The sequence below is a fragment of the Myroides sp. DF42-4-2 genome (assembly GCF_030326445.1).
Classification (GTDB): Bacteria; Bacteroidota; Bacteroidia; order Flavobacteriales; family Flavobacteriaceae; genus Flavobacterium.
Genome location: NZ_JACAKI010000005.1, coordinates 137,905 through 155,878, shown reverse-complemented (window position 1 = coordinate 155,878; position 17,974 = coordinate 137,905). Strand labels below are relative to the sequence as shown.

General features: G+C 37.6%; 14 protein-coding genes and 1 tRNA gene. 5 read left to right on the top strand and 10 right to left on the bottom strand.

Annotated elements, in window-relative coordinates; translation table 11 throughout:
• Positions 1 to 239 precede the first annotated feature (239 nt).
• On the top strand, positions 240 to 479 hold the full coding sequence (locus tag HX062_RS16205) for a transposase (protein WP_182626877.1): 240 nt from the start codon (positions 240 to 242) through the stop codon (positions 477 to 479).
• A gap of 147 nt (positions 480 to 626) precedes the next feature.
• Positions 627 to 699: transfer RNA gene (locus HX062_RS06265), tRNA-Met, on the top strand.
• A 62-nt stretch (positions 700 to 761) separates the two neighbouring features.
• Here HX062_RS06265 and HX062_RS06260 read toward each other — a convergent pair.
• From HX062_RS06260 to topA, 10 genes are all read right to left on the bottom strand, one after another.
• Complete coding sequence (locus HX062_RS06260) at positions 762 to 1,790, bottom strand: SseB family protein (protein WP_182626831.1); 1,029 nt, start codon at positions 1,788 to 1,790, stop codon at positions 762 to 764.
• 213 nt (positions 1,791 to 2,003) lie between these two features.
• Complete coding sequence (locus HX062_RS06255) at positions 2,004 to 2,558, bottom strand: hypothetical protein (protein WP_286466811.1); 555 nt, start codon at positions 2,556 to 2,558, stop codon at positions 2,004 to 2,006.
• Between the two features lie 101 nt (positions 2,559 to 2,659).
• Positions 2,660 to 4,576, bottom strand: coding sequence for an ABC-F family ATP-binding cassette domain-containing protein (locus HX062_RS06250; RefSeq protein ID WP_182626833.1), 1,917 nt, complete (start codon positions 4,574 to 4,576; stop codon positions 2,660 to 2,662).
• Between the two features lie 5 nt (positions 4,577 to 4,581).
• Positions 4,582 to 5,637: an NAD(P)/FAD-dependent oxidoreductase gene (locus HX062_RS06245; protein WP_182626834.1), complete on the bottom strand. Its 1,056-nt coding sequence runs from the start codon at positions 5,635 to 5,637 to the stop codon at positions 4,582 to 4,584.
• A gap of 66 nt (positions 5,638 to 5,703) precedes the next feature.
• The gene (gene porN / locus HX062_RS06240) at positions 5,704 to 6,591 is read right to left on the bottom strand and encodes a type IX secretion system ring subunit PorN/GldN (RefSeq protein ID WP_182626835.1); all 888 of its coding nucleotides are present in this window, start codon (positions 6,589 to 6,591) and stop codon (positions 5,704 to 5,706) included.
• 36 nt (positions 6,592 to 6,627) lie between these two features.
• The gene (gene porM / locus HX062_RS06235; RefSeq protein WP_182626836.1) at positions 6,628 to 8,193 is read right to left on the bottom strand and encodes a type IX secretion system motor protein PorM/GldM; all 1,566 of its coding nucleotides are present in this window, start codon (positions 8,191 to 8,193) and stop codon (positions 6,628 to 6,630) included.
• 27 nt (positions 8,194 to 8,220) lie between these two features.
• Positions 8,221 to 8,889 carry a type IX secretion system motor protein PorL/GldL gene (gene porL, locus HX062_RS06230; protein ID WP_182626837.1) on the bottom strand — a complete coding sequence of 223 codons (669 nt, stop codon included), beginning with the start codon at positions 8,887 to 8,889 and terminating at the stop codon, positions 8,221 to 8,223.
• A gap of 56 nt (positions 8,890 to 8,945) precedes the next feature.
• Entirely contained in the window at positions 8,946 to 10,346 is a 1,401-nt protein-coding gene (gene porK / locus HX062_RS06225; protein WP_182626838.1) for a T9SS ring complex lipoprotein PorK/GldK, read from the bottom strand.
• Between the two features lie 128 nt (positions 10,347 to 10,474).
• Positions 10,475 to 11,623, bottom strand: coding sequence for a formimidoylglutamase (locus HX062_RS06220; RefSeq protein ID WP_182626839.1), 1,149 nt, complete (start codon positions 11,621 to 11,623; stop codon positions 10,475 to 10,477).
• 13 nt (positions 11,624 to 11,636) lie between these two features.
• Entirely contained in the window at positions 11,637 to 14,180 is a 2,544-nt protein-coding gene (gene topA / locus HX062_RS06215; RefSeq protein WP_286466809.1) for a type I DNA topoisomerase, read from the bottom strand.
• Between the two features lie 506 nt (positions 14,181 to 14,686).
• Here topA and miaB point away from each other — a divergent pair.
• Genes miaB through HX062_RS06200 form a run of 3 tightly spaced genes read left to right on the top strand, consistent with a single transcriptional unit; the run spans position 14,687 to position 17,972 of the window.
• Entirely contained in the window at positions 14,687 to 16,135 is a 1,449-nt protein-coding gene (gene miaB, locus HX062_RS06210) for a tRNA (N6-isopentenyl adenosine(37)-C2)-methylthiotransferase MiaB (RefSeq protein ID WP_182626841.1), read from the top strand.
• 37 nt (positions 16,136 to 16,172) lie between these two features.
• Positions 16,173 to 17,465 (top strand): sigma-54 interaction domain-containing protein, encoded by a 1,293-nt coding sequence (locus tag HX062_RS06205; protein WP_286466808.1) that lies wholly within the window; start codon positions 16,173 to 16,175, stop codon positions 17,463 to 17,465.
• Positions 17,466 to 17,972: an LptE family protein gene (locus HX062_RS06200; protein ID WP_182626843.1), complete on the top strand. Its 507-nt coding sequence runs from the start codon at positions 17,466 to 17,468 to the stop codon at positions 17,970 to 17,972.
• Positions 17,973 to 17,974: the final 2 nt, after the last annotated feature.

Here is a 17,974-nt window from a genome sequence, read left to right as displayed (position 1 = left end):
TAAAACATGGACCAAACAGAAGCCAATTGAAGAAATTTTGATAAAGGTATTTTTAGCCTTATAGTCCAAATGACATCCGTCAATTCCTCTTACAAATGAAAGAAAAAGCGAAGGAGGAGGTGAAAGAATAGTATTCGACCAAGGTAAAAAAACAACCTTGTTGAAAATGCGATTAGTGGACTTGCTAACTTAGTCTGGACAAAGAGTTAAGCATAAAAACTTATCCTTGAACTAAGAAAATAATTAAAAAGACCTACAATACTGCTTTTAAGAAGCAAGCCGTTGAACTGGCTAAAGAAAGAACAAGCAAATCAGAATTAGCTCGAAAACTTGGAATTCGAGCCACTTTATTGTATAAATGCTCTAAAGAAGCTCAAGAATTTGGAGATGGTAGTTTTCCAGGCAATGGCAAACAAAAGCTTACACCAGAACAAGAAAGAATAAAAGAGATAGAAAAAAGTGAGCAGCTGTTGAATTAGAACATGAAATAATAAAAAAAGCAATTACATCAAAAAACAAACAACTAAAAATCAGACCAATACCCCTATAATAGGTATATAAATTATATTTTATTCCTTTTTATTTGTTTTGTATCATAATTAGTTTGTATATTTGCACCACAATAGCGCGGGATAGAGCAGTAGGCAGCTCGTCGGGCTCATAACCCGAAGGTCACAGGTTCGAGTCCTGTTCCCGCTACAAAGCCAAAAAGACTTAATCATTTGATTAAGTCTTTTTTTTGTACTTAAGAGTTAAGCATTTTAACTACCTATAGTCTCTTCTATCGTTGGGCGTGCACGATCACCCGCCATAACTTCTAAAATTAAGCTTTTTACGTTTTCATTGACTTCATCTTGAGGTTCTAATACCAATGCTTCCTCAATTAAAGCCAACGCTTCATGATCGCGTTCTGCCAAAACCAAATTCATGGCATGATTACCCATCAAAGCAAAATCATCAGGTTTTCGCTTCATGGATGCTGCTGAATAGTACAGCGCTTTTTCCAAATCGCGTAAGTGAACGGCTTCTAAAGCAGCTTCCATCGGAATGGAGTGGTTTTCTTGGTTAATTGCAAACGCTTGTTCCAATAGAACGAGAGCCTCTTCATGACGTCCTAAACGCTGCAGGGCTTTAGCCATCAATACCATACTCGGCCAATGGTCTTCAATTAAAAGCAAACACTGCTGAAAGTAATCCACTGACTCCTCCAACTTCTTTTGATCTGCAGGATCCAATACCTCCATGCGGTATCCGCCTAATAGAATTAGTCCTTCTTGTTTGTCACAAGCTAAATTGTAAAGATTCGAGAATTTCTCCGTTCGAATTCGCTCAGCCTCATCCGCATCAATGCGATCGTAAATTGTCCCATTCATCAGCTGTTCGATCTCCTCAGGAACCAGGTCTTTCCCATAAGGGGAATAAGGATTCAAAATAAACGATGCCCCTTTGGTCATAGCGAATAAATCTTGTCCTTTTAAACTAATATAGGATACTTTTTCCTTGATGATCTCTTGATCAAATATGCGGTTCAACGAAGTAAAAACAGGAATTTTACCTCCCTCAAAAGAGACCAATTTCAATTTGCTGTTTTCTTCTACGATTTGTTCTCCTTCGGCTACTTCTAAATAATCAGGAGTCAACACAATCAATTGGTTCCAGATTAACTTTTGATAAAAATACTTTTGAGCATCAACATTGGAAGATGCTTCCATTAAATAGCGCTCTAACTCGTTTTCTGGGAAGGTTGATTTATTTTCTTTTTTCTTTTTAAAAAGATCTAATAGTTTCATTTCTACACACTTAATTAATACCCCCTATACCAAAGCTGGCTTGCTTTCTGTATTTAGGTCTATCTTTTTTCATTCGACAACTATTAAAGATACGACAAAGCCAAGCGTCCTTCCAAACACTTAACAATACATTAGAACTAAAAAAACGGATATAGGATTAAAAGATCACCAAGTCCAATATGCTAAATGCAGCTATAAGCACCATCGTATTAATTATCTGCTACTGATCTTCGCTCCTGATTTAAAATTTTCTTTGGTTTTGGTACGCAGTTTAACGACTGTAACTGGTTTTTCAAAGCCCAATTGATCCAAAACAACAACTTCAGAATCTAAGATAAAATTTTTGTCTATCAATACATATTCAGGCTTAACATTCAATACGGTTTGATTGAGCAAAAAAACAACATGACTATCCACTAATCCAGCATCTTTCGACCATTCTTGTAAGGTGAGTAATTGCAGTTGTTTAGCATCCTTGGTTTCCATTTTAATTTTGCGATCGTAGGTAAATCCATCCATTGCAAAAGCTCCTTTTTCCAGCGTAATATCTTTGATCATTTTAGGATTCAATCCTAAGCTACTATAACCTGAATAAACTTGATTCTGAATCTCTATTACATAAGAATAATTGTGTTGATTCAAATCGGCTAGATTAAACGTAGCTGTCGCAACAGCGGAAGGGTTGAGTTTTTCTTTAGATTGCGCAACAGTAGCGCTGCTCCATAGTCCTAGTGTACTTAGACAAGTAAGGTAAAAAATGCGTTTCATAATCTTTATTTTCTCTTAAAAATAAACAAAAAACACCTAAAAAAACACAGAACATAAAAAAAGGTTTGAGCGAATTGCACAAACCTTTTCTATATTCTCCTTTACATTAGCTCTGCAGCAACATCTTCCCATTCCTGCATCAATGCCTCTACTTTCTTTTTATTCTTCTCATATGCGCTAAAAAAAGCTTCATCTTGCATGAGTTTCTCATAATCTACTGCTAAACGCTCATCGTCTTTGGCGATTTTCTTTTCCAACTCACTGATCTCACTTTCAATTTTACTCAATCGATTTTGCAGTGTTTTCTGCTTTTTTTGATCCTCATATGATAAAGCCTCCGCTTTTTTCTCTGCCACTTTTACCACTTGAGGTTCTTGTTTATCGCTTTTCTTTTCAATTTCACGCATGTTTTGCGCTTTGCGTTCTTCCAAGAAATAATTAATATCTCCAAGGTATTCTTTGATTTTTTGATCTTTGAACTCGTAGACAAGATTGGTCAATCCTTGTAGGAAATCACGGTCATGCGACACTAAAATCAAGGTTCCTTTAAAATTCAGCAAGGCCTGTTTCAACACATTCTTCGATTTAATATCCAAGTGGTTGGTCGGCTCATCCATTAGCAATACATTAATAGGCGAAAGAAGCATACGACACAGAGCCAAGCGATTTCGCTCGCCTCCAGATAGCACTTTTACTTTCTTTTCAACATCATCTCCTCTAAATAAGAAAGCACCAAGCATATCGCGCACTTTTACGCGATTCCCATCGGTTGCAGCGTCTAACATCGTATCTAAAAGTGTTTTTTCTCCATCCAAATAATCCGCTTGATTCTGTGCGAAATACCCGATTTGTACGTTATGTCCTAATTTGATCGAGCCTTCATAGTCAAATTCATTCATCACTGCTTTGATCAACGTTGATTTTCCTTGACCATTTTGTCCGACAAAGGCAATTTTACTGCCGCGTTCTATTAAAAAATTGACGTCTTTAAAAATAACCTTATCGCCAAAGCGCTTGGTAACACCTTCCATTTCCAATACTACCTTACCTGGGTCGATACTCACCGGAAACGATATGTTCATAACTGCATTGTCGTCTTCATCGACCTCAATACGCTCTACTTTATCCAATTTTTTGATCAGCGATTGCGCCATAGACGCTTTGGTTGCTTTATAGCGGAAACGCTCAATCAACTTCTCTGTTTCTTCAATTTTCTTCGCTTGATTTTTTTGCGCCGCCAATTGCATTTCGCGCAATTCTTCGCGTAGAATTAAATATTCAGAATAAGGCTTGTCGAAATCGTATATCTTTCCTAATGAAATTTCAATGGTGCGATTCGTTACATTATCTAGGAACATTTTATCGTGGGAGATAATAACTACAGCTCCAGGATAGCTTCTTAAAAACTGTTCCAACCAAATTATACTCTCAATATCCAAGTGGTTGGTTGGCTCATCCAGTAAAAGCACATCATTGTCTTGTAGTAATAATTTTGCTAATTCGATGCGCATACGCCATCCCCCAGAGAAAGTATCCGTTAGATTTTCGAAATCCTCTCGTTTAAACCCCAATCCTTGCAAAATACGCTCCGTATTTCCCACGTAGTTATATCCGCCAATGATTTCAAAACGATGGGTTAAATCACTTAATTTCTCAATCAATTCGGAATAGGATTCCGATTCGTAATCAGTACGTTCGGCTAACTCTTTATTTACTTTATCTAAAGTAGCTTCTACTATTTTAATCTCTTCAAAAGCTTGGTAAGCCTCTTCTAAAACCGTTCTACCAGGAATGAAGTCAATATCCTGACGTAAGAACCCTATTTTTAGCTCTTTTTCCATAGCGATACTCCCCGTATCTGGTTCCATATCTCTAGACAAAAGTTTCAGCATTGTTGATTTTCCAGCGCCATTCTTTCCTACTAACCCAACGCGATCACCAGCACCAATTCTGAATGTAACGTTTTCAAATAAATATTCGCCTGAAAACGAAACAGACAAATTATGTATATTCAACATAAATATTACTTCTTTAATTTAAACTTTTTGTAGCGGTGAATGGATATATTTTCATCCAACGCTATATTATTTTCAATATAATTATACAACTGTTCAGCCAAGTAAGGGGCGAGTAAAACACCGCGTGTACCAAGGCCATTTAATACATAAATACGATTAGATTCCAAACTTCTCCCCAACAATGGACGTCTGTCCTTTACCGTTGGACGAACACCAGCTAGGTGTTCGATCACTTCAAAATCCAAGTCTATGAAACTGCGCAGACCATCCAAAAGTTCTGCAGCTCCAGCTGCTGTAGGCACATCAGTTTTATCTTCCCAATTATATGTAGCTCCTAATTTATAGTGATCATTACCAATCGGAATTAAAAACACGCCTGCTTTTAGCATAAAATCACAGTTGAGATTCGGAATTTTCACAATCATCAATTCGCCTTTTGTACCATCTAAAGGAAGCGTATTGAAAAAAGGATTCTGTAACATACCAAATCCCTCTGCGAACACAATGTTACGCGCGTGAATCCCTTTATAAGAAACGTCTTCTGCAGTATACACTAGCGCATCATAGTCAAAGCTTTCCTTTTTATAACAACCGATTTGCGACAAATATTGACGATAAGCCGGAATTAAATCATCCGTTTCCAAGTAACCTGTTGCGTTTACTTTCCCTAAACCGAATGACAAATCTACTCCATCTATCTTTTTCTTTTCAATTTCTGGGGATAAAAAAGCACTTAAATTAGGACGATCAGCTGCTTGAAACCAATTGTTTTGTTCCTCAACTGAAGCCAATCGACGGTACAAATCCATTGGATACCAACACTTAATTTGCAATTTGGCTTCCAATGCGGGATAAAAAACATCCGCTAAGGCCAATTGTTCGTTGACTTTCCAAACGTCCGTAAATCGCTTTAAAACAACGGGATTGTACATTCCTCCAGCCACTAAAGAAGAGGATCGTTCTTCCGCATCAATCACAATAAAGGTTTTACCTTCTTGAGCCAATTTCTCAGTAAAAGCGATTCCTGCTAATCCTGTTCCAACAACAATATAATCCACCATAGGTTAAATAATAAAAAAGCTCTTATCTAATTTAGATAAGAGCTTTATAAATTAGTAATTACAAAATTAGTAATTCCATAAATCATCTTCAAGGTTTCTGATCAATTCTTTGATGCGTTCGCCTTCAAATAATTGACTTAACTCTCCACCTTTGATATAATCGTTAATACGTGAATCCCCGTACTGATTATCTGCTTTATAAATCGTAGAGCTAAAGCGTCTAGCATTTAACAAATGATCAAAGTTCATTGGATTCATTGGGTTTTTAGAGTTGAACACTTTCGCTTCAAACAGTGTCGTTCTAGCATTCGGGAAGAAAATCCAGAAAAGCTCAACAGCGTTTTCAACCTCTGCACCTTTGGTGTACAAATCGACTACTACTGGTGCGATACCTAAAAGGCGGTATTTCAATTGACCTTCATTGCGGTCAAAATACCACATTCCCATGACGTGATACGATTTTACATCAGATGGACGTAACTCTACACGTTGAATATATTCTTCTGGAATTCTTTCACCAGCATTATAGTATTCAATACCAGCATCTGTAGTATCAATTTTAACGAAAGATGTTTCAAGTTCCTTTAACGTTCTTTTTCTTTTAAAGTCACTATCATCATATACTTCTGTGATAGCTCCAGACTTAATACCATCAATTATAGCTTGGAACATAGATTTTCTTCCATCGCCCACAACCTCTTCGATTGGATAGTAATAAGACTCATTAGCTTTCTCTTCTAGAGAAATGTTTTCCCATACTTTTATACCAAATAGGATGTCCTTATCTGCTACATACCCGTATGGAATTGGTCCTTCGCTTTGTACGTATATTTCTTGAATACTTTTCATTCCAATTTCCTCAGCAGACTTGGCGTTTAACAAGTTGCTTTGTGCAAATGATTGCAATGAGAATATCGAAAATGCTACAAATAGTGAAATTTTTTTCCAGTTCATATTATTCAAAGTTTTCTTCTTTTATTTATTTCGAAATTACATGATTTCGAATGTACAAGGCGCTGTTTTCTTCAGTGCATAATCACCCGCACCGTCTAAACGTACCTTGATATCAGAAATAACAACTACATCTCCTAGTCTTGCTTTTGAAATCGCAGCTTTCGCTCTGTCATTCATTCTATTTCCTTGAACAACAACTGAAGGTTGTCCAGGAACTTGCAATACAAATCCTGTCACTGTTAGACCTAATTCAAAATCAAAATCTTCTAATTTTGCACCAATTGTAACGATCTCTAAGTTAGACTTAGGACCTTTCGCAGCGTATTCACCGCGAACTGTACCACGAGGTGCAGGAATATCCTTAATTCTAAATACTTTTTTATCGCTTACCGTTGATCCGTCAGGTAGTTTTCCAGATACATTAATTGTAACCTCTCTACCTGCTTGTGGACGCATAGTATACTGTCCAGCTTTTCCTCCTTTTGATAAACCAGGAGCGTTAGCTACTACTTTATCATCAGAGATACCCGCAAATGAAATTGTCATTGGGTTGGCCACTCCGCGGTAAACTACGTTCATTTTATCAGCAGAGATATTCGCAGAATTCGGTTTAGGAACAACAACATAGTTTCCTTTGATATCGATTTCAACTGGTTTTCCGTCTTCCATAAATGTAAATTTACCTTTTACATCATGTTCTCCAACGTTACCTGTACCGAAACTCAACTTCACTTGTCCGTCCTCTAAAGCGTTTGATAAATCCACTTTTTGTCCATTTACCACAACTTCTGTAGGAACTGTAGATTTGTCATAACGTCCTAAAACCACTTTTCCTTTGAATTGCTCTCCAGCAAAGAAAGCAGATTTTTCAGGAATCACAATGGCAGCATAGTTACGCATTGAAGCCGCTTGACTCAACGTGTTTCCTAATAAGCTATTGTAAATATCGTGTTCAAGAATCATGGCGTCATTTTGCATTGCTGATAACTTCGTCAAAGAAGCAATAGCTGGAAACCCTTGAAAATTGTAATTCAAATACGGTTTTACAATACCTTCTGCATCTTTTACATCTGAAATATCAAAACGCTTTTGTAAATCTACAACAATTGGTTGAAACTTGACATCTTCCCCAACTATTCCTAAAATATCGCTTTTGTATTTTTCAATTGCTCCGATGAATGCTTCCCCTTCTGCAGAGTATTTATCACCGTTAAACCAAGCTTGATCAATCACATCTCCTTTTTCCATACGCTCTGCTGGTAATTTACCATCAACACGTTGTGCCTCTAAAGGGTCTGTAATTTGTTTCTTTACACCCGCTACATAGTCGTAAAACTCTTTTGTAACAGCCGCTACTTGCTTCGCTTTTTTATAAGGCTCGCCGAAACGAGTTGGATCATCCGCTGATTTAGCTTCAAGACCTCCTAATAAAGCTTCATTATTACCAACCGCCGATTCATTCGCCGATTCAAATTTGTCGTTTACCATACCAAAAGCTGATAAAACCTCCTTTGACATCTGAAGTGCCATCATCGCGATGAACACAAGATACATAAGGTTAATCATCCTTTGCCTAGGCGTCAATTTTGCTCCTCCTGCCATTATTTATAACTTTATCTGGATTATAAATTAATTAGCACTGCGGTTTCCCATTGCAGAAAGCATACCTCCATAAACTGTGTTTAAAGAAGATAAGTTGCTCGTTAAAGCAGACATTTGCTCTTTTAATTTGATGTTATTTTCAGCAACTTCTTTATTGATCTCAGCATTGCGTGTTGCACTTTCTAATTGAACTTTATACATAGAGTTTAAAGATTCTAATTGTGCAGCAGCCAATGACATTTCTTCAGCGTATTTTCTTGTAGAAGCAACTGAGTCTACTGTTGGAGCAATTTCTTTTGATGCCGCTTCAAAGTTTCTGATACTTCTGTTCAAGCTACTCATTAATTCACCATCAATTTTTGCCTCTTTAAGTAAATCATCTAATTTCTTAGATAACATTCCTTGCTCTTCTGTTCCTCCGCCTACAAATCCTACAGCACTACCACCACCTCTAACTTGTGTTGGTTCTCCTCCTTTTAATTCAGGATAAACTTTAGACCAGTCTAACTCGTCATCAACTGGTTCAAAAGCAGATATCGCAAAAATAAGAGCTTCCACAACCAATCCTAAAGTTAGCATATTATTTCCATTAATTGGTCCTAACTCCATGTGCGTAATTTTAAATAATGCACCGATAATTACAACTGAAGCCCCCATTCCATAACAGAAGTTCATTACTTTTTTAGGTATTGCCATAATTTTTTAATTGTTTTAATTGTTTGTCTATAATCTATAATTGTTTTGGTTCAAAATTATCGTGCCATTTTAGCGGCGTTGCTTCTCGACATCGATCCAGAAACTGATTGTACTAATCTAAATCCGATATAAGATCTAGCTGAGTCAGCGTATTCAGAATCACGGGTTGCAACTTGTAACATATAAGCAGGGTCTCTCCAAGATCCTCCTCTGATTACTTTTAACGGTGTATCAGATGTTCTGTTTTTTGGTTTTAAGCTTGACATAAAGTCATAAGATGAAGAATCGTAAGGAGAACTTGTCCATTCTGCCACGTTTCCAGACATATTATATAGATTATATCCATTTGGTGGATAAGCACGTGCTTCTGCTGTATAAGTAGCTCCATCCGCAGCATAATCAAAACGACTTGGTTTAAAGTTCGCCATAAAACATCCTTTTTCGTCTGTTGTATAAGGTCCACCCCATGGGTACATAGCTCCTTCTAAACCACCTCTAGCTGCAAATTCCCATTCGCTTTCCATTGGCAATCTGTACTCGTGTACTTCTGAAGGTAAACGCTTAGAACGCAAAAATGTATTTTTATAAAGCGTTCTCCACGCTGCAAATGCGCGCGCTTGGTGCCAGTTTACTCCTACTACTGGATACTCTCCAAAAGCTTCATGCCAGAAGTAATCGTTGTGCATTGGCTCGTTGTACGAATATTGGAATTCTTTAATCCAACGCGTTGTATCTGGATAAATTAATAAAGTTTCCGTTTTTAGATGTCTGTTGCGTTTCCCGCGAGGATCCGTTCCTTTGTCCTTCATTGCTCCTTCTAAATCCACATACGTATACTTGAATTTAAGTTTAGATGCATCAAACATACCTAACCCGTTGTACGTTTCTGAAGCAGGAATATACAAAGAGTCCATAACTTCTACATAGTACTCATCTGGATAACGATCAGCTGTAGCAGGTAAATTTACTTTTTTGTTTAATCTTCTTCCAGCATACATATCATCACTAGTATCCATACTATAGTAGTTTTCATACATGTATCGCTGATACGGCGTCATACGATCTAGATTTTCTTCATTATCTAAAAACGCATATGCACCAATACCACCACCATCGGGAGTTAACCCCATATCATCAGCTGCAATAGCTAAACGAGTTCGGATAACCGAATCCTTTACCCACTCAACAAATTTTCTATACTGGTTGTTTGTAACTGCCGTCTCGTCCATATAGAACGAACCAACCGTTACCGTTTTTGTTGGAGCATCCTGTGCACCAAGGAAATCTTCGTTTGATTGTCCCATTGTGAAAGTCCCTCCAGGAACTAAAGACATACCATGAGGCTTCGTCGTTGACCATCTCTTCCCTTCAATTCCTCCTAACAACTCACCTCGATCTCCAGTACCACAGCTGCATACCAAAGCTAAAACTGCTCCTAACGTAATGATCTTCTTCATATATTATTTAGGTTTTCTTATATACTTCTTAAAAATGTAAACGTATTCAATTATTTTTAATTTTCAAAAACAAAGCTAAAAAAAATTTAGTTTATATTTAACATATGGAAATGTTAAATTTTTTTAAGCTAAACTAAACTCTTTTTAAATGCTCTCCACCACCGATCAGGCAGTTGTTGAGCAATAGCATTTTCGTAATCCTGATAACTACATGGCAACAATGTTTTCTTTGTTAACTTTTCGTTAACACCCCCACCAATAGTCACCTCGATCCACCACCTGCCTGATATATCGCTCTTGTAGAACACTAAATTCTCATAGTCGTCAAACGGTACTATGTATTTGATGTAGTTATCTTTACAAGCAAACGGATATTCGTTATAGCGATAATTAACACCCTCTATAAAATACCACATCAGTTGTCCTAATAACAACGTTTCACTTACTTGATTATTGTAATTAAACACACCAAAAGTGCTAACCTTGTCACTTAAACCGCTGTAACGCGCCAAAGAACATATTTCTCGTCCATCAAATCCATTGGGATTATAAGTCTCAAAATTACCAGAATCACTGGACTTTACAGCATTTATATCTATACTTACAATATCCGCATCCCGCAAAACGGGTTCTGCCAGTGCAATATTATTAATAATTTCACCAACTCTGTATGCTTCAAAGTATAAACTTTCAATTAAATCGATCTCTTCTTGAGAATTATAGTAGGTTTGATAGCCTAAATTTGAAAAATTGAATAAATTATTCGGTTCTTCTAAAATAATTCGCGACAGAAAACTTTCTGCTGCATGACTTCCATCCTTGGCAACATCTAATTTGTGATCAATACAAACCAAGTTGACCATCTGTTCCAATTTGTCATAGCCACGGTATAAAGCATAGGTTAAGTCTTGGCTTCCCCCTATTACAATGGGAATCGTGCCATTTTTAACTAAATCTGCAATAACCTTTCCCAACAAAAAATATGTATCCTCAACAGATTCTCCAGGTGCTATATCTCCTAAATCCACAATTCGAAGATGCCAATTCCCAGGAAATAGCGTATAGAATGATTTTCGAACCTTTAGTAAATCAACCGTATCAACCCCAGAGGCTAATCCCCTGTTATCGGTAACTCCTATAAGCGCAATCTTATATTGATCATACTTATCGAAATCTCCACCGGAGTGAAAATGAACCTTCTTACCCAAGCTCTGGCTGGGCAATCCATCTATATAATTCCTAAACTCGACACTAACTGGACGTAAAAGTTCTAACATAACTGCTATTCAATTATTTCTTTGTTGTCGTTTTTTTAGCTGCAGGCTTTTTGGCAGCCGTTTTAGTTGCAGGCTTTTTTGCCGTGGTTTTCGCAGCTGCTTTTGTCTTTTTAGCAGGCGTTTTTGCCTCAATCATCGCTTTCACTTCTTCTAAAGTCAATGCTTGTGCATCAACATCTTTAGAAAGCTCAATCTTAACCTTCCCTTTTAAGATAACAGATCTTCCCCATCTTGCCTTTTCAACGCGAATGCCCTCTTCAGTCCAATCGTGAATGACCTTATCTTTTTCTTTTTGAATTTTATCTTCAATTAATTCGATCACATCTTGATTCGAAAGATTGTCAAAATCATACTTTTTGTTGACGTTGATAAAAATACCATTCCACTTCAGATAGGGACCAAATCGTCCCACTCCTTTTTGAACAGGCAAATCTTTATACGTAGCAATTGGTCGATCTGCTTCTTCCTTCTCTTTAATATATTCTAAAGCCGTTTCAAAAGATACATCTAACGGCTCAACGCCTTTTGGCAGTGAAATAAACGTTTTACCCACGCGTACATAAGGTCCAAAACGGCCGTTGTTCACTTCAACCTCTTCTCCATTGTACTCTCCTAACAGTTTAGGCAATAAGAAGAGTTTTAGTGCTTCTTCCAAAGAGATGGTACCAATATTTTGATCCGGTGCTAAACTTGCAAATTGTTTATTTTCATCCTCTGCGTCACCGATCTGCGCCATAGGTCCAAATTTACCAAGGCGAACCAATACAGGTTTACCTGAAGCTGGATCTGTTCCCAAGATTCGCTCGCCTGATTCGCGCTCTGCATTTTCCTCTACATCTTTTACAGTGGGGTGAAAGTGATCGTAAAACTCACGCATCATCTTTGCCCAATCCTCTTCTCCAGCAGCAATCGCATCAAAGTCTTCCTCCACTTTTGCCGTGAAATTATAATCTAAAATAGTTTTGAAATTCTTTACTAAGAAGTCGTTTACGATAATTCCAATATCCGTAGGAATCATTTTCCCTTTATCTGATCCTGTTTTTTCAACAAGTACCTTTTCCGTAACAGTAGCTTGAGCTAGCGTCATCACTTTATAGGGGCGTTCTTTTCCTTCTGTAGTTCCTTTTTCCACATAGTTACGCGCAATAATCGTCGAGATGGTCGGTGCATAGGTTGAAGGACGCCCGATTCCCAACTCCTCTAACTTCTTTACTAAAGAAGCTTCTGTATAGCGCGCTGCTGGCTTGCTAAAGCGCTGTGTTGCTACCATCGAATTAGACAAAAGAGACTCTCCAACTTTCAAGTGTGGTAAAATTCCTTCTACTTCCTCTTCTTCGTCATCGTGTCCTTCTAAATAGACTTTCAAAAAACCATCGAACAACAGTACTTCTCCTGTGGCAACGAATAAATCACTGTAATTATTTGCGCCAATTTTCACATTTGTACGCTCTAATTTAGCATCACTCATCTGAGAAGCCAATGTACGCTTCCAGATCAAATCATATAGACGCGCTTGGTCGCGGTCCAAAGGCACTGAGTGCAAAGCCATATTCGTAGGTCGAATGGCCTCGTGCGCTTCTTGAGCCCCTTTGCTTTTCGTTACATAACTTCTCGATTGTACATAAGCGGAACCATATGATTTTGCAATCTCAGCTGCTGCTGCTTTGGTAGCTTCTTCGGATAAGTTTACACTATCCGTTCTCATATAGGTAATAAATCCTTCCTCATACAAACGCTGTGCTAACATCATCGTTTGTCCAACGGAATAATATAACTTACGCGCCGCTTCCTGTTGCAACGTTGACGTTGTAAACGGTGCCGCTGGCGATTTCTTTGCGGGTTTTGTTTCTAAATCCTTAATCGCGTAATCCGCTCCTATATTAAGGTTTAAAAAATCTTTTGCCTCTTGCTCACTTGTAAAGTTTTTCGACAAACGCGCTTTGACAACTTTTCCCTCAGCAGTTTTAAACTCTGCTGTTATAACATAGGAAGATTCTACTTTGAATTCGTTGATTTCTTTTTCTCTTTCTACAATCAGTCGAACAGCCACCGACTGCACACGTCCTGCAGACAATCCCCCTTTTACTTTCTTCCACAATACAGGAGATAGTTCATATCCTACCAAACGATCTAGAACACGTCTAGCTTGTTGGGCGTTTACTAAATTATAATTAATACCTCTTGGGTTTTCAATCGCTTTTAATATTGCTGATTTAGTAATCTCGTGAAAAACAATGCGCTTCGTTTTATTTTGATCTAATTTTAATTCTTCCGCCAAATGCCAAGCAATAGCTTCTCCTTCGCGGTCCTCATCGGAAGCTAACCAAACAACTTCTGCTGTTTTAGAAAGGTCCTTTAATTTTTTTACGACTGCTTTTTTATCACTTGAAACCTCGTACTTGGGTTTAAAATTATCATCTACATCTACTCCTATCTCCTTTGAAGGCAAATCCGCTATATGCCCATAACTAGATTCTACTTGATAGTCCTTTCCTAAAAATTTCTCTATTGTTTTTGCCTTAGCAGGCGACTCCACGATCACTAAATTCTTTGCCATACTTCATTATTTTGTGAAGCAAAAATATGTGTTTTTTCTTAATATTTCCACTTCAACCGATATTATTCACACTTTCTCTTAAAATCCTTCCCGATGATTTAAAAAATATATACTTTTTTAACGTTGATTACCAAAAAATCCTCTTTTGCACCTAATCAATGCATGCATACAGAAATTGCTCAAAAGTAAAAAAACAAAAGTAATTTATACCTAATAACCCCGCTAAATTAGCGCATTCCCTCTTTTTACATCCGATTCCACACGAATTACAGTCATACAAGCACCTCTTTTACATCAATCCATTTACAGGAACCCTTAAAGGATGAACAAGTAATTTTCACTATCTCCTAGCTCTTGACTCCCCTTATCCCTTCCTCTTTATTCTGTTCTAAAACCTTCCTTGTCCAATTCTCAAAATACTATTAAATATAAAGCTGTCAACTTGTCAGCAAATAAATTTAAACTATCTTTGTAAACTAAAATAAAACTCCCTTTTAAATAATCATATGGAAAAGGTAATTGACGAAAATAAACAAGGAACAAGCTTACAGCTAGAACAAAATAAAGACAACACCAAAAAGCTTTTTATAGAAAGCTATGGTTGTCAAATGAACTTTTCTGACAGTGAGATTGTTGCCTCCATTTTATCTGACGCTGGATATAATACAACCAATAACTTAGAAGAAGCTGATTTAGTTTTAGTAAACACTTGTTCTATTCGCGACAAAGCCGAACAAACCGTACGCAAACGCTTAGATCAATACAACCGCATTAAACGAAAAAACCCAGGAATGAAAGTTGGGGTTTTAGGTTGTATGGCGGAACGATTAAAAAGCAAATTCTTAGAAGAAGAAAAAATTGTAGATATGGTTGTTGGACCCGATGCCTACAAAGATTTACCAAACCTACTAAAAGAAGTAGACGAAGGGCGTGATGCCATCAACGTTATTTTATCCAAAGACGAAACCTATGGCGATATTTCACCAGTTCGCTTACAAAGTAACGGGGTAACTGCATTCGTTTCAATCACAAGAGGTTGCGATAATATGTGTACATTCTGTGTTGTTCCATTTACAAGAGGACGAGAACGCAGTAGAGAACCTCACAGTATTATTTCAGAAATTCAAGATTTACACGAAAGAGGATTTAAAGAAATTACCTTATTAGGACAAAACGTAGACAGCTACCTTTGGTATGGAGGGGGATTGAAAAAAGATTTTGACAAAGCCACTGAAATTCAGAAAGCTACAGCGGTTGACTTCGCTCAACTTTTGGATTTATGCGCGACGAAATTTCCGAAAATGAGATTCCGCTTCTCAACGTCAAATCCACAGGACATGCACATGGAGGTGATTGAGGTAATTGCCCGTCACAACAATATTTGTAAATATATTCACTTGCCAGTTCAATCGGGAAGTACGCGTATTTTACAAGAGATGAACCGCCAGCATACCCGAGAAGAATACATCGAACTAGTGGACAAAATCTACGCCTTAATTCCAGAGATTTCACTCTCTCAAGATATGATTACAGGTTTCCCAACTGAAACCGAACAAGATCACCAAGACACCCTTTCTTTGATGGAACACGTGCGTTATGACTTTGGATTTATGTTCGCCTATTCTGAACGACCAGGTACACTTGCTGCTCGTAAACTAGAAGACGACATTCCAGAAGAAGTAAAAAAACGTCGTCTAAGTGAAATTATCTCATTACAAGGAAAAATCAGTTTAGAACGTACCCAACGTTTTGTAGGACAAACAGTTGAAGTGTTAATTGAAAAATCATCCAAGCGTTCTGATTTAGAATGGAGCGGAAGAAATTCTCAAAACACAACCGTTGTGTTCCCGAAAGAAAATTATAAAGTGGGAGATTTCGTAGAAGTATTTATCGAAGATTGTACTTCTGCAACCCTTATAGGTAAAGCTATTGGCTATTCACCTATGCAAGGGTAATCCCATTTAAAAACAGCGCTATCAAAAAGTTCACTACATGGAAAATGTTCAAGCGATAAAACAACGATTTGAAATTATAGGAAATGATCCCAAACTAAACCGTGCCATCCAAAAAGCAATTCAGGTTGCTCCGACGGATATATCAGTTTTAGTAACAGGAGAAAGTGGAGTAGGAAAGGAAAGTATTCCAAAAATCATCCATTCGCTTTCTCATCGCAAGCACGGCAAATACATTGCAGTGAACTGCGGGGCCATTCCAGAAGGAACCATTGACAGTGAACTATTTGGGCACGAAAAAGGCGCCTTTACTGGTGCAATTAGCACCCGTGAGGGCTATTTTGAGGAAGCCAATGGCGGAACTATTTTCTTAGATGAAGTCGGGGAATTACCCCTAACCACACAAGTGCGCTTATTGCGTATTTTAGAAAATGGCGAATTTATCAAAGTAGGTTCGTCTCGAGTTCAAAAAACAGACATCCGAATTATTGCCGCAACCAATGTCAATATGATGGAGGCCATTCAAAAAGGAAAGTTTAGAGAAGATCTATACTACCGCTTGAGTACCATTGAAATAACCCTTCCTCCTCTTCGAGAAAGAGGTGAAGATATTCACTTGTTGTTTCGAAAATTCGCTTCCGATTTTGCACATAAATACAAAATGCCCCCTGTGCGTCTCGATGCCAATGCTGCGAACTTCTTAATTCGCTATCGCTGGGACGGAAACATTAGACAGTTGCGAAATGTGGCAGAGGAAATTTCAGTTTTGGAAACAAATCGCGAGATTACCCTCCCTATCTTACAATCGTATTTACCCAATCACGATAGACAACTGCCCTCTGTTGTACAAAGCAAAAAAGCAGAAAGTGATTTCAGTACAGAACGTGAAATTCTGTATAAAATTCTCTTTGACATGCGCAATGACATCACTGATCTGAAAAAACTAACCTTAGAGCTCTTAAAACAAGACAAAGGTCAAGTACAAGAAAGCAATCAGCATTTGATTCAACGTATTTATGGCAACAACTCTACTGAATCTGTAGACTATCCAACAAATCCTACGGATATTCTGCAATTGGAAAATACAAACATACACCCTGTTCAAACCAATCATCCTACTTTTCATCCTACTTTAGTTGACGATGACGAAGATGACGAAGAATACCTCATCGCAGAAACGGTAGAAGACGAACCTCTAAACCTAGAGGAACAAGAAGTCGAATTAATTCGAAAAGCACTTGATCGAAACAAAGGAAAGCGAAAAGCCGCAGCCGAAGAACTGGGAATTTCAGAACGAACACTGTATCGAAAGATCAAACAATACAACTTATAAATGAAGAAGTTTAGCCCTATTCTTGCAATTCTTTTTATAGCTTTAGTTTTACAAAGCTGTAAATATTATAACTTTACTGGTACAGGAAAAATTGATGCCGATTCATTCCAAGTCAATTACTTCCAGAACAATGCCCCTTTAGTAGAGCCAGGTATTGAACGTACGTTTACCTTGGCTTTACAGGATTTAATTCAAGGTCAAACTAGTTTAACCCTGACAAACTCCGATGCAGACTTGGTCTATGAAGGAGAAATTGTCGACTATAGAATCAGCCCAATGACGGCGACAGCTGATCAAAGAGCCGCACAAAACCGCTTGTATATAGCAGTAAACGTGAGATTTATAAACAAGAAAAATCCGGAAGACGATTTTGAAAAGCGATTCTCGTTCTACTATGATTACGAAGCCAATGCACAATTAGTAGGAGGAACATTAAACACAGCATTAGACGAAATTTTCGAACGCATTACACAAGATGTCTTCAATGAGTCTTTGGCGAAATGGTAAAA